Source organism: Marinomonas ostreistagni, assembly GCF_016461785.1.
Taxonomy (GTDB): Bacteria; Pseudomonadota; Gammaproteobacteria; order Pseudomonadales; family Marinomonadaceae; genus Marinomonas; species Marinomonas ostreistagni_A.
Genome location: NZ_JAEMUH010000004.1, coordinates 174,835 through 188,033, shown reverse-complemented (window position 1 = coordinate 188,033; position 13,199 = coordinate 174,835). Strand labels below are relative to the sequence as shown.

The window sequence follows — 13,199 nt, the reverse complement described above, 5'->3', positions numbered from 1 at the left end:
ATTATTGACCAAACGGTTTAGAATGCGCACTCATTTTAAGTACTTGGTTGATGGAATATAAGGAAGCGTCATGTCCACCGCTGCGGCAGAGAAAACGGCTTGGCTAGAAATAGGTTTACTTTGGTTTGCAGGCATAAGTGCGGCCATGCAGTTTGCAAAGTTCTCTGTCTCATATAATGAACTACTAGCCTATTATCAAGCAGGACCGACTTGGACCGGCGCATCTATTTCGGTGGTTGGTACGATTGGCCTTGTGTTTGGCGTTACAGCTGGACTCATCGCTAGCAAAATAGGCTATCGAAAAGTCTTAATTGGGGCGCTAATGCTAGGAACAGCCCTCTCTTTTATTCAATCTTTCTTACCAAGTTTTGAAATCATTATGGCCACACGCATTCTTGAGGGGTTCTCTCAGCTTGGAGTGGTCGTGGCAGCACCTACAATGATTGCAAAATTGAGCGCACCACAGCATCGCTCTATTACCATGGGGTTATGGGGAACTTTCTTTGGAGTGGCCTTCGCATTAACAGGATTGTTTGGTAAACCTTTAATAGCCGCTTACCAACTGAATGGCTTATACCTAACACACGGATTATTAATGGGAGTCATGGCTGTTGCACTGATTTTTCTACTGGATGCAGATGAGCAACGCTATCACACAGGATCCACTTCGAATTCAGAGCCTTATTTCAAAAAGCTGGGAAAGATCTATCGCACACCACAGACACTACTACCTGGACTAGTGTTCGTTTTTTATACTTGCACACTGGTCTCGTTACTGACCTATATCCCAAATTTTATAGCATCAGATTCTCTGCGAGCTACCATGCAAGTGGTATTACCCTTACTCAGTACTGCAGGCACTTTTATAGCAGGTGCGTTATCGCAATATTTGATGAAGCCACAAAGAGTCGCGCAGATGGCCTATGCAGGCCTTGCATTTGGTGCTTTTATGCTCTTTATGGGGTTCACCACGCCGATTACATTCTGCTTTGTTGTAGGTCAAATGGTGCTTTTTGCAGGACTCATCCCAGGGGCTGCACTTGCAATGATTCCACGCTTAGCGCGTGACAGTAACGAACAAGCAAACGGCTACGGTTTGATTGCTCAGTTAGGCAACCTTGGGGCAACCATAGGCCCTCCAAGTTTCGCCACCTTAATTACAGCTTACGGATTACATGGGCTGATCGGCTTAGTATGGTTCATCTGCCTGATGGGAAGTCTCTTTGCCTATCTAGCAGTCCGTTTAGAGCATTAATCAATCTGGGTATCTTTCAGCACTGCGTCTATTAGACCTTGATACGACTCAAACGGTTGCTTAACTGAACTTGCGCATTGACTAATCTTCGGTAATAAGAAGGCTTCACGGGCAGAAGCAAATAAAATAAACAAATGTCTCTCATGAATACTGTGATACCGCATCCAACGTTTCAGAGCACTTGTGAGCGCGTTTTCAAACTCGTCAAAAAGCTGCTTTTCGTCAGCACTTAATTTATGTTGCTCGCCCCAATGCACTCGATATGCGGCAATGCGGTCTTTTGCGCTAGACCATTCTAACCACAACCGTACCCAACCCTCAGAAAACAGAACTTCGTCCTGTTCCAGCTTATTACATAACTGATCAAGCTCTAGCTGGCTACGTGTTATAATTCGTTTGAGCACTTCCTGCCAGAGCAACAACTTCGACGGATAGTTACTGTATACCGTGGGTTTTGAGACGCCTGCCTCCAGTACCACTTGATCAATACTGGTTCCTTGATACCCAGCTACTTCAAATAAACGTAACGCAGCCTCTGCAATTACACCTTTTTTGGAGGGTCGCCCTCTCGCCATGAAACGTCTCTTTACACTGTATTGATGATAAATTTTGGAAGTATTATGCCACCAATATAAATCACGGGAAAATGACCTTGAGAATTTATTAACAGACGGTCAGATCACAATGGATACCTCTCAATATCAGCAATGACTTAAATATTGATAAAGATTAATAAAGCGCTACACTAAATTTTACACAGAGCCAAAGAATCGCTGTTAAACTAAAAGGCATTCTTATAGAACTCAGCGTAGGGACGTAAAAATATGAGCAACGAAAAATTTCGTTTAGTGACTCGCAGTGACTTTGACGGGCTGGTATGTGCCGTTCTACTAAAAGATCTAGATCTTATTGACGATATCTTATTCGTACACCCCAAAGACATGCAAGATGGCAAAGTTGACATCAATGCCAATGACATCACCACAAACCTACCTTATGTTGCAGGCTGCCATTTAGCATTCGACCACCACCTTAGTGAAACAGTCCGAAACGATAGCAACATCCAAAACCATATTATCGACCCAAATGCACCTTCAGCAGCTCGTGTGGTATACGACTATTATGGTGGCAAAGAGCGTTTTCCTGATATTTCTACTGATATGATGGATGCCGTCGATAAGGGCGATTCAGCTCAGTTTAATGAAGATGAAGTACTTAACCCATCAGGCTGGGTACTTTTGAATTTCATTATGGATGCTCGCACAGGCCTTGGTCGATTCCGTGAATTCCGTATCTCAAACTATCAGCTAATGATGCAACTCATCGATTATTGTAAAAGTCACACGATTGAAGAAATTCTGGCTCTCGAAGATGTTAATGAGCGTGTTGATTTATATCTTGAACACGATGCAAAAGCGAAAGAACAAATCCAACGTTGTGCGACCGTTCACGGCAACCTTGTTGTGCTGGATTTGCTAAATGAAGAAACCATTTATACCACCAACCGCTTCGTGATTTATGCGTTATATCCAGATTGCAATATTTCAATCCACAAAATGTGGGGACTAAAAAAGCAGAACACCGTATTTGCAATCGGCAAATCCATATTAAATCGCAGCTCACATACTAATGTCGGAGAATTGTGTTTGAAATATGGCGGAGGCGGTCATTTGAACGCTGGTACGTGCCAGATAGATAACGAGCAAGCCGAACAAGCACTTGCGGACATTATTAAAATAGTCAATCAAGACGGTTAGCCACAACCGGCAAGACTATGCGCCACTATCTTTTGGCAAATAGTCTTGCTGATTATTAACAAACCAAAGCAACAGACTTCACTTGGGCAAAGACATTTGCCCCAACAGAGATACCCAACTCATTGGCGGAGCGTTTTGTGATACGCGCTGTTAAAGAGCCAGACTCACAATCCAACTGAACCAATACCATCCCCACATCTTGATCGTCAGTTACATCAGCCACTTTTGCCGGTAGTTTGTTTAAAATACTAGTCGAATTATCTTCAGAGAGAGTAAGGCTGACATCCCGCGCAAGAATACGAACCCGCAATGTTTCACCAACCTCAACGCCTGTATCCTTTACCCATAAAAAAACATCCGAAAAACACTCAATTTTGGCCAAATGCCAATCCTCTGAGCGCTCAACAACTTTTCCTTCCCATAAACAGCCAGTATTGTACCCAGAAAAAGCCGACAAATCGGAACGAGATAAGACATCAGATACTGGCCCTTCAGCCATTTGGCGCCCTTCCTCTAACACCAAAATATAATCAGCGAATTGCACGATTTCATCGATTGAGTGCGTCACATAAAGTATAGGGATAGACAAAGTCTTACGTAATTTAGACAGGTAAGGGATAATCTCCTCTCGACGCGACTGATCAAGTGATGCTAATGGCTCATCCATCAGCAATATTTGTGGCTGAATCAACAAGGCACGAGCAATAGCAACACGTTGGCGCTCTCCTCCTGAAAGTTCATTAGGATAGCGATTGAGCAGTTTCTTCAGTCCTAGAAGGTCGATGATTTCATCAAAAAACAGATCAGAAATCGGATCTGCCGCTCTATTGAGGGCAAATTGTAAATTACCTTGAGCACTCAGATGCTCAAATAAACTCGCTTCTTGGAATACATAGCCGATAGCTCGTTGGTAAGCAGGTAAAAATAGCTCAGAACTTTGCCAACATTCACCTGCTACATTGATATTCCCCACCTCTGGTCGTTCCAGGCCAGCCATACAGCGTAAAAAGGTGGTTTTCCCTGAACCTGAAGGGCCAAAGATAGCCGTCACACCTTGTATCGGTAAATGACATTCAATATCCAACCTGAAGCTATTTTGCTTATTTAACTTAAGCTGGACTTTAATGTCATTTTCAACGCTACCCATTATCTAGCTTTCCAAAAAGAGGAGGTTTTAGCATTACGTCTTATGCCGTATACCCCCAGTAAAACAACAAAAGCAAAAAGTATCATTGCGAGAGACAAGCTATGTGCTCGGCCATACTCTAAAGCCTCTACATAATCATAAATCTGTACCGACACCACCCGAGTTTCGTTAGGAATGTTGCCACCGATCATAAGGACTACTCCAAACTCTCCGACAGTATGAGCAAAACCAAGAATTGCAGCAGTGAGAAAACCAGGCTTAGCCAGTGGCACGACCACACAAAAGAATGTCTCCCAAGGTCCGCAGCGTAACGTAGCCGCCACTTCTAGTGGACGCTCACCTAATGATTCGAAAGCATTTTGTATAGGTTGTACAACAAAGGGTAATGAATAAAAAACCGAAGCAATCACTAACCCCCAAAAGCTAAAAGGTAGTAATCCAATACCTAAAGTTTGGGTTAACTGACCGACCGGCCCGTTAGGTCCCATGGCTATGAGCATGTAAAAGCCTAACACGGTAGGAGGCAATACCAAGGGAAGAGCCACTACTGCCCCAACTGGCCCTCGCCAATATGAGCGTGTTCTTGCCAACCACCAGGCAATAGGAGTGCCTAAAATAAGCAACACAATGGTAACAGTGAGCGCTAAACGAAACGTTAACGCGATTGCAGACCAGTCAGCCGCGCTAAACATTACAGCTTAGAATCTGTCTGATAGCCAAAAGAATGTATCGTCTCCAGCGCAGCTGGACTTTTCAGAAACACCATAAAATCCTTCGCAGCAAGATTGTACCGCCCTCGTGTCAGCAAAACAGCGTCCTGTTTAATGGGGTGATAAAGCGATTGCGGAACCACCCAGCTTGAGCCTTTCTTGACTTTTTCATACGACACAACTTGTGATAGAGCCACAAAACCAAGATCGGCATTTCCAGACGCAACAAACTGATAAGTCTGAGAAATGTTTTCTCCCATTACCCAATGTGGTTGCGTCGATTCAGTTACTCCCATAGCACTAAGAACTTCCGTCGCGGCGAATCCATAAGGCGCTAATTTGGGGTTAGCTAATGCGATCTTATTAAACTCGCCTGATAAAAGCTTAGTGGGAGACCCATCTAGAAATTCAGGTATTGAAGACCACAACGCCAGTGCACCAATAGCATAAGTAAAGCGTGTATCAGGCACGGCATAGTTGGTCACTTCAAGCGCGGCAGGCTTCGCTTGGTCAGCGGATAAAAACACATCAAATGGTGCACCATTTTGAATTTGCGCTAGAATTTTACCCGAAGAGCCGAACGACAATACAACATCGTGTTCCGTTTCATATTCAAACTGTTCCACCAGTGCTTTTACTGCACCTGAGAAATTCGATGCCACCGCAACATGCACTTGATCAGCCAACGCATTAGAACAGACACTGTAAAAAACCGCTGCCTGTACCACCTTCTTTAAAAGATTCAAAAGTACTCCTTTAGATGAATCATTCACGAATGCATCACTTATTTTATAAAGCGAGTATTATGCCTCAACTTCGAGCTTTATTGCATCGCCAACCTTATCAGCTAAAAACGTTAAACATTCGTAGATGAGACCATTACGTAATTTTTTTACACAATTCCCTACAAATAGTGTTTTTATAGGAATACAATAAGCGACGCTAAAAGTTTGACCTGTATCAGGCGTATAATTTTAGCGTTGTCGTGTTTAAAACTAAGCGTCATACGCTTTGCCTTCCTCCCTCTGTGGGCGTTTAGTTGTAAACATGCTTATCAAATAGGAACTCTATGAACGCTTGGTACTTCCTCTGTCTTCTATCCGTAGTTGCCATCTTAATTGCCTTTAGCAATCAATATGTGCTCAAACTTCAAACAACGATTGCCATCACTACAGGATCTGTGGTGATTTCCTTACTATTAATGGGCTTCACCCAGTTTTACGACAATAGTTTCACAGAAGCAATTACCACCTCGGTCGCTAGCTTAAACTTCAATATGTTGTTGCTAAACGGGATGTTAGGATTTTTACTGTTTGCTGGTGCATTAGAGATTGACTTAAAACTACTGAGAAATCAGCGCTGGGAAATTGCTATCATGGCCTTTTTCTCGACCATCCTCTCTACATTCATTGTTGGCGGACTTTGCTATGGCACCTTCCATCTATTTGGCTGGGAATTACCCTTCATATACTGCTTATTATTTGGCGCATTAATCAGCCCTACTGACCCTATTGCAGTTCTCGCGATCATCAAAAAAATGAATGCACCAGAGAAAATTTCAGTTCAAGTCGAAGGTGAGTCTCTTTTCAATGATGGTATTGGCTTAGTTGTATTTACTACAATTTTTGCCCTAGCTTTCTCTGGAGAAACACCGACATTTGGTGGTGTGGCTGAGCTATTCCTAGTGGACGCAGTGGGTGGCGTATTGTTCGGTCTAGTCATTGCACTGATTTCCCACTGGTTGATTCGAACCAGTCATGACACAAGCATAGAGCTACTGATTACATTGTGTATCCCAACAGCAGGCTATGCACTAGCGAACGTACTGGGCATTTCAGGCCCTCTCGCGATGGTTGTAAGTGGTATCTTTATTGGAAATGTGACTCATTCGAAAGGCTTTTCAGAAAGGAGCCAGACGACTATGACGCACTTTTGGCATACCGTTGATGCTTTCTTGAACTCTCTTCTGTTTATCTTGATTGGCTTATTGTTGGTGGTGCTGCCCGTGACATGGGGAGAGGTTGGCCTTGGCTTACTGATGATCCCAGCAGTGCTTATCGCACGCTTCATTAGCGTTGGCGCTATGTACAAAGTCTTCCGACGTTTTAGAAAGTATGATCCTCACTCAGTAAAAATCTTAACATGGGGAGGCTTGCGCGGAGGGTTAGCGTTAGCGATGGCAGCGTCCATTCCGCAGGGAGCTTTAATGGTAAACGGAGCGGATTACCATACGCTTATTGTTGTAGTGACTTATATTGTAGTCATTTTCTCGATCATTGTTCAGGGGTCGACCATTTCCCCTATCATCCAGCGCAGTATCGACGAAGGCAACACTGCGCAATCCTAAACGTTCCTAAGCGCCTCTATTCAGCTAGGGGCGCTAATTCTACACCACATTTTCCAGAGCGCTTGATACTGTACATGGCTTGGTCAGCGGCTTGAATGATTTCATCTAAAGTTTGGCCATGTTGACGGTGCATAGCTACCCCTATGCTAGCACTGACTTTAAAAGAAATATTAGGTGTAATATTAATCGGCTTTTGAACTTCAGAAAGCAACAGCTCAGCTATCTCACAGACATTTTGCTCGTTTTCAAAACGCTCTAGCCATACTAAAAACTCATCTCCACCTAGGCGGGCTACCCCACCCATTCCTTCAACGGCTTTGCTCAGTCTAGTCGCAACCTCGGTAAGAACTTTATTACCGGCTTCATGACCGCAACTGTCATTCACTTCTTTAAAGCCATCCAGGTCAAAATATAGAACGGCTAAAGAATACTCATCTGAGGATGAACTATTAATCAATTCACTCTCTTGGTCCATCAAATAGCGCAAAGAAGGAATACCAGTGACCGCATCAAAATGTGCCAGTTGGCGTAGTTCCTCTTGGGCACGTTCAGCCACATCTAATGCTTGATGTAATGGCGTGACATCGTATTCCGAGACCAATAGCAAGAAGTCCCCCGTCAAAGGATGGCGCGTCACTCTTATATCAATTGTATGAATACGCTCTCCCTCTGCTGTTTGCACCTTCTGTGTCCATTGCCCACCTTTTTCAGCCACCGCCTGCGCCAGAATTGCTTTACCTTCCAAGGGATTGGTAAAACGCGCACTAAAAAACTGATCAGGAGACGTTAGTTTTGAACGGTCGATATGCTTGTACGCATCTGTCGCGGCTGGGTTTTCTACAACTGCCTCGCCATCGAACGTAAAACTGGTGACGAGCACTTGGGTGTAACGCATCGCCTCAACTAATAAAAGGTTCTCAGGTGTCTCGCCTAAGTTTACCTCTTCATTAATGAATGCAATGATACCTCGGTGTTTTTCTGGGCCTAGAAGAACAGCTCGATGCCGCATGTAAAGAGTTTTAGGCTTACCATTTGGGTAGGTTGTCCAAGGATCAATCGTTAATCCATTTTGAGCCGCTAACTCAAAGGTTTGTGCGGTTCGGTCTTTGGCCCCCTGAGTGTCTCCAGAAAGATCTTTATTGATCAACTCTTCAACGTTATTCAAACCCCAAAACTTCACCGCCGCAGAATTGCCCCACCACCATCCATGTTTATCTAAATCAAAGAACCACACGACATCGGGAATCAGTTCATACAGAGCCAACTCTGAATGATCTTTTATATGCACCAAATGATCGTATTGCTTAGAGGTGATATAAGTGGAGGATGAGGACATAAAATTACCTGAAACAAAAAGTTGGCTAAATGGTCAGCTCGACCTTAGCTTGATTTCACGATGAAGCCAACCTTTTCACCTACCGATTTTTAAGGCCTTGCCAAAGATTCTAATGTTTTAGTAAAACTGTAAAAGTCTCCGCCCATTTTTCCAACACTGTCTAACGCTTGTTGATTCACTTTTCCGTCTTGGTACAGGTGATCGGCAATAAATACAGAAACCACATCCAACAACACCAAGCTTCCAGTCCCTGGCTGATCCCCCATACGTATGACCTCACGCAGGCGACATTCATATCTTACTGGTGAGTCCGATACAGATAATGGTGCAACCCGCTGACTTGGCTCTGAGGCAATATCTGCAAATTCAAATTCACTTTGATCCGGTGACAAACCAGCACAGGAGAGGTTCATCTTTTGCATTGTTTCAGAGTTCACGATATGGACCACACACTCTTGGGTCGCCAGTAAATTTGTTAGGGTATCCTTATCACTACCTGTCTGAGGATTAACTTGGGTATAGCTAAGAATAGGCGGATTCACACTGGCGACGGAGAAAAATGAGTACGGTGCAATGTTATCAACACCTTGGTCAGATCGCGTGCTGATCCAAGCGATTGGACGCGGCGTGATACCACCTACCAACAATTTATAGATATCAGGAGTAGGCAGTTCATCAGTGGCTATATTCATATCAGCTCCTTGGTATGGCGGCCTTAAATTAGAATAAACTTATATAAAAACCTAGCATCTCACAAGACTACTTGGTTATTAATACAAATTATATTGACCTAAGTATTGCTTCTTGGCTCAGGAACATCTTGTTCACTCACCCCTTCCTCTTGCGCCATATCTTTTGCTAATTGCTCATCTTCAACATCGCCATTGATTGGTTCTTGGTCATGTCCTTGTTTGGGAGTAAGGGCCAGTTGAGTCAGCAGCGGAAAGTGGTCAGAACCAATGGAAGGCAACCTTTCAATATGACTTAGCGTAAAATGCGAGCTATGGAAAACATGATCCAGGGGCCAACGTAAAAAAGGAAAACTAGCATGAAAGGTACAAAACATTCCGCGCCCTACTCTTGGGTCAAGTAACCCACTGATTTTGCGAAATAGCCGCGTCGTTGTGGACCAAGCGACATCATTTAAGTCGCCTGTCACGATAACAGGTTCATCGCTGTCAGCAATGCTCCTTGCAACAATAGCAATCTCTGCGTCTCTTTCACTCGATAGCGTATTTTCAGTAGGACTAGGTGGCGCAGGATGAAGGAAATGTATGCGAACCACTTGACCATTGGCTAACATCATATTGGTATGAACAGAAGGCACATCATCCTCGACCAAAAAGCTTAGCGACGTGTCACTCAATGGAAAACGAGAATATACGTGCATGCCATATAAATTATCGAGCGGACACTTAACCGTGTAAGGCAAGTCTTGTTCAATGACACTTAGTTGCTCTTCCCACCATTGGTCCGATTCTAACGTGACCACCACATCAGGCTGATGATGTTTTATCAGATTAATCAGCTTATGAACTTGGCGATTAGGCGTTAGCACATTCGACGTTAGCAGAGTGATTTGCGATCTCTGATCTGGGTTCTCTGAAGCTTTCACTTCTTTCGAAAACAACCGTGTGTAAGGTATAACCCACCACAGCTGTATACAAAAACAAACCAAGGTAATGAAAAGGATCAAGCAGCTCGATATCTGCCCAAAGGGTAAATAGAGCAATTCCAGTATCAATAGCACAGCAGCAATAACTGCAAACTGCAGTCGTGGAAAATCACAAGCGCGAACCACCCAATGAGTAATGCGCATCATGGGCAAAAAAGTGACAGCAAACAGAATCGCTGTAAAACAAGTCAGTAAAACAAATATCATGCTTAGTCTTTATCTAAAAAATATAACTGATAGTTAAAGCTAACATGTAAACAGATGAAAATCTGAGTTGGATAAAAAAGAACATATTTCATCCAAATTTGAAAACGCTAACTCTTAATAAAAAAAGCCGGAGCAAAGCCCCGGCAAATCTGTCGCTTGCTAGCGAGGATTATTCAGATAATCGTTTCTTTTGGCGGCGAATGATCCATAGCACCAATAAGAAGGCTGGAATAAAGAACCATTCTTTTGCAGGACGTTCATTTTCAATATCGAAGCCTGTGATTTCCCAATCGAAATCCAACTGCATTTGCTCAGCAACACCACCCCAAACAATGTTATCGATGTAAAGACGTCCGTCTTCATCACGTACTTCAAGTCCAGAACCTTCCATCAGACGGTCCGTAGCAGAGCCTGCAGCACTTAGTGGTAGATCAACCGTTTTTTCGATCCATCGGCCATCAAGGTTCTCACCTTCCACCGCTATACGAACACTTTGCATATCTGGGTGTTGCTCAATGTATTGTGTAAGCTCAGAACCTTGATAATGCTCATGCGGGGCAATGATTTGATCCAACCAGAACCCTGGACGGAATAAGGTGAATGCGACCAGCAACAGAATGGCACTTTCCCAGCGCTTGCTGCGCGCGAAGAAGTAACCTTGTGTGCCGGCAGCAAAAATCAACATCGCGGCCAGCGCTACGAAGAACACCATCACGCCTTGATACCAAGTCACATCAATGAGCAGCAAATCCGTGTTAAAGATAAACAGGAATGGCAATAGCGCCGTACGCATTGAGTAGAAGAACGCAGTAAAGCCAGTCTTGATCGGATCACCGCCCGATACGGCCGCGGCTGCAAAGGATGCTAGGCCGACCGGAGGTGTTACATCTGCCATGATACCGAAGTAGAACACGAACATATGAATTGCGATCATAGGCACAATCAAACCAGACTGGGCACCGAGCTCTACTACGACACTTGCCATCAATGACGATACAACAATGTAGTTGGCCGTTGTCGGTAGCCCCATACCCAATACAAGGGAAATCAGCGCCACCATCAACAACATAATGATCAAAACACCACCAGACAGAAGTTCTACAAACTCTGCCATGACCTGTCCTACACCTGTTAGCGTCACCGTACCTACAATGATACCTGCGGTCGCGGTCGCCACACCGATACCGATCATATTACGCGCACCAGTATTTAGGCCTTCGATCAGATCCCAAAATCCCTCTTTAAACTGAGCGCCCACATTTTGATGTTGACGGAAATATGCTTTAAGAGGCTTTTGCGTGATTAAGATAAACGCCATCAACATACTTGCCCAGAAAGCGGACAAGCCTGGTGACTTACGCTCAACCATCAAGAACCAAACCAAAACGATCAGTGGTACTAGATAGTAAAGACCAGCGCGGTAAATGTCTGCAAACACAGGCAGCTTTACGATTTCACCATTGGTGTCGCCCATGTCTAGATCTTTAGATTTCGCTGAAATAAACAGCAGAGCAAAGTAGCCAAATACCACTAGCAACAGCAGACCAAGGTTTGACCAATCACCCAGCGCCCATTTGATCCCTAGAACCAAATAGTAAAGCGCGCCCGCTAGAATCATCATGCTCGACATAATGATGCCTGAACGAAGTAATGCGATTTTCCATGGACGAGGAGGTGTTGAGCGAGGTAAGCCACGCATATCAGCTTTCAAGGCTTCAAGATGCACAATGTAAAGCAAGGCAATGTAGGAAATCGTTGCTGGTAAGAAAGCATGCTTCACCACTTCAATGTATGGAATACCGACGTATTCCACCATTAAGAAAGCCACTGCCCCCATGACAGGTGGCATGATCACACCGTTGACCGATGAAGAGACTTCTACCGCACCCGCTTTTTCAGGACTGAACCCTACTTTCTTCATAAGTGGAATCGTAAACGTACCCGTCGTTACCACGTTAGCAATGGATGAGCCAGAGATCAGACCAGTCATTGCTGAAGACAATACCGCCGCTTTCGCAGGACCACCACGCATATGGCCCAATAATGCAAAGGCCACTTGAATAAAGTAGTTACCGGCACCTGCTTGGTTGAGCAATGCGCCAAACAATACAAACAAGAAAACAAAGCCAGACGAAACGCCTAGGGCAATACCAAACACACCTTCTGTGGTAAGCCACATGTGCGTCATGGCTTTTTCAAACGACGCCCCTTTCCAACGTAAGATCTCTGGTAACCAAGACGAATCACCAAAAAATACGTAAAGCAAAAAGACAATAGCAACCATCATCAGTGGTGGCCCTAAAGAACGTCTTGCTGCTTCTAGGGTTAATAATAAGCCGATGCCTGCTACCACTAAATCCAACGTCGTAGGTAAGCCTGGGCGCATAGCCAGCTCATCATTAAATAAAAATAAGTACGAAGCACAAAATGCTCCCAGTGCTGCCAAAGCATAATCCACAATTGGAATATGCCTAGTAGGGCTTGAACTGAAAGCAGGAAAGGCCATAAACGCTAAACTGACAGCGAAGGCTAAATGCAGTGCTCGTGATTGGGTATCGTTTAAAAAGCCAAAACCAAATTGAGAAGGTAGAGGCGAGCCGATCCATAATTGAAATAGGGACCAACTTAGAGGGACGAGGAACAACAAGCCCAACGCAAAACGACCGGTCGGCGCACGTTTACCAGTATCGGCTTCGGCCACCATTTCATTGAGCTTATCGGTATCCAAAGCGCTTGAGGTTTGAGTCGACATAGAAGTTTCCTAG

The 13,199-nt window shown here is 44.3% G+C and carries 11 protein-coding genes; 3 read left to right on the top strand and 8 right to left on the bottom strand.

Going from position 1 to position 13,199, the window contains the following annotated elements; translation table 11 throughout:
• Positions 1-70: 70 nt before the first annotated feature.
• On the top strand, positions 71-1,255 hold the full coding sequence (locus tag JHD44_RS05325; protein ID WP_199461730.1) for an MFS transporter: 1,185 nt from the start codon (positions 71-73) through the stop codon (positions 1,253-1,255).
• Here the strand turns inward: JHD44_RS05325 and JHD44_RS05320 are convergent.
• The gene (locus JHD44_RS05320; RefSeq protein WP_199461729.1) at positions 1,252-1,830 is read right to left on the bottom strand and encodes a TetR/AcrR family transcriptional regulator; all 579 of its coding nucleotides are present in this window, start codon (positions 1,828-1,830) and stop codon (positions 1,252-1,254) included. The two genes, JHD44_RS05325 and JHD44_RS05320, sit on opposite strands and share 4 nt — an antisense overlap.
• Before the next feature lie 249 nt (positions 1,831-2,079).
• Here JHD44_RS05320 and JHD44_RS05315 point away from each other — a divergent pair, with 249 nt between their 5' ends.
• The gene (locus JHD44_RS05315) at positions 2,080-3,012 is read left to right on the top strand and encodes an exopolyphosphatase (RefSeq protein WP_199461728.1); all 933 of its coding nucleotides are present in this window, start codon (positions 2,080-2,082) and stop codon (positions 3,010-3,012) included.
• Positions 3,013-3,067: 55 nt separating this feature from the next.
• Here JHD44_RS05315 and modC read toward each other — a convergent pair whose 3' ends face one another.
• From modC to modA, 3 genes are read right to left on the bottom strand one after another with little or no spacing between them, the layout of a single operon-like run.
• On the bottom strand, positions 3,068-4,159 hold the full coding sequence (modC, locus tag JHD44_RS05310) for a molybdenum ABC transporter ATP-binding protein (protein WP_199461727.1): 1,092 nt from the start codon (positions 4,157-4,159) through the stop codon (positions 3,068-3,070).
• The gene (gene modB, locus JHD44_RS05305) at positions 4,159-4,851 is read right to left on the bottom strand and encodes a molybdate ABC transporter permease subunit (protein WP_199461726.1); all 693 of its coding nucleotides are present in this window, start codon (positions 4,849-4,851) and stop codon (positions 4,159-4,161) included. The genes modC and modB overlap by 1 nt, the downstream gene beginning before the upstream one ends.
• On the bottom strand, positions 4,851-5,615 hold the full coding sequence (modA, locus tag JHD44_RS05300) for a molybdate ABC transporter substrate-binding protein (RefSeq protein WP_199461725.1): 765 nt from the start codon (positions 5,613-5,615) through the stop codon (positions 4,851-4,853). The genes modB and modA overlap by 1 nt, the downstream gene beginning before the upstream one ends.
• 323 nt (positions 5,616-5,938) lie before the next feature.
• Between modA and JHD44_RS05295 the strand changes: the two genes are divergently transcribed.
• Entirely contained in the window at positions 5,939-7,216 is a 1,278-nt protein-coding gene (locus JHD44_RS05295; RefSeq protein WP_199461724.1) for a cation:proton antiporter, read from the top strand.
• A 16-nt stretch (positions 7,217-7,232) separates the two neighbouring features.
• On the opposite strand, the gene JHD44_RS05290 is transcribed toward JHD44_RS05295, so the two are convergent.
• From JHD44_RS05290 to JHD44_RS05275, 4 genes are all read right to left on the bottom strand, one after another.
• Positions 7,233-8,552, bottom strand: a complete 1,320-nt coding sequence (locus tag JHD44_RS05290) for a GGDEF domain-containing protein (protein WP_199461723.1) — start codon at positions 8,550-8,552, stop codon at positions 7,233-7,235.
• Between the two features lie 89 nt (positions 8,553-8,641).
• Positions 8,642-9,244 (bottom strand): flavin reductase family protein, encoded by a 603-nt coding sequence (locus JHD44_RS05285; protein ID WP_199461722.1) that lies wholly within the window; start codon positions 9,242-9,244, stop codon positions 8,642-8,644.
• 98 nt (positions 9,245-9,342) lie between these two features.
• Positions 9,343-10,434: an endonuclease/exonuclease/phosphatase family protein gene (locus JHD44_RS05280; protein ID WP_199461721.1), complete on the bottom strand. Its 1,092-nt coding sequence runs from the start codon at positions 10,432-10,434 to the stop codon at positions 9,343-9,345.
• A 169-nt stretch (positions 10,435-10,603) separates the two neighbouring features.
• Entirely contained in the window at positions 10,604-13,186 is a 2,583-nt protein-coding gene (locus JHD44_RS05275; protein ID WP_199461720.1) for a TRAP transporter permease, read from the bottom strand.
• Positions 13,187-13,199 lie beyond the last annotated feature (13 nt).

What these genes read in the sequence shown, in the direction of transcription:
- JHD44_RS05280 (WP_199461721.1), bottom strand. Translation starts at nt 10,434, where the DNA reads ATGATATTTGTTTTACTGACTTGTTTTACAGCGATTCTGTTTGCTGTC.
- JHD44_RS05285 (WP_199461722.1), bottom strand. Translation starts at nt 9,244, where the DNA reads ATGAATATAGCCACTGATGAACTGCCTACTCCTGATATCTATAAATTG.
- JHD44_RS05320 (WP_199461729.1), bottom strand. Translation starts at nt 1,830, where the DNA reads ATGGCGAGAGGGCGACCCTCCAAAAAAGGTGTAATTGCAGAGGCTGCG.
- JHD44_RS05295 (WP_199461724.1), top strand. Translation starts at nt 5,939, where the DNA reads ATGAACGCTTGGTACTTCCTCTGTCTTCTATCCGTAGTTGCCATCTTA.
- modB (WP_199461726.1), bottom strand. Translation starts at nt 4,851, where the DNA reads ATGTTTAGCGCGGCTGACTGGTCTGCAATCGCGTTAACGTTTCGTTTA.
- JHD44_RS05275 (WP_199461720.1), bottom strand. Translation starts at nt 13,186, where the DNA reads ATGTCGACTCAAACCTCAAGCGCTTTGGATACCGATAAGCTCAATGAA.
- JHD44_RS05290 (WP_199461723.1), bottom strand. Translation starts at nt 8,552, where the DNA reads ATGTCCTCATCCTCCACTTATATCACCTCTAAGCAATACGATCATTTG.
- JHD44_RS05325 (WP_199461730.1), top strand. Translation starts at nt 71, where the DNA reads ATGTCCACCGCTGCGGCAGAGAAAACGGCTTGGCTAGAAATAGGTTTA.
- JHD44_RS05315 (WP_199461728.1), top strand. Translation starts at nt 2,080, where the DNA reads ATGAGCAACGAAAAATTTCGTTTAGTGACTCGCAGTGACTTTGACGGG.
- modC (WP_199461727.1), bottom strand. Translation starts at nt 4,159, where the DNA reads ATGGGTAGCGTTGAAAATGACATTAAAGTCCAGCTTAAGTTAAATAAG.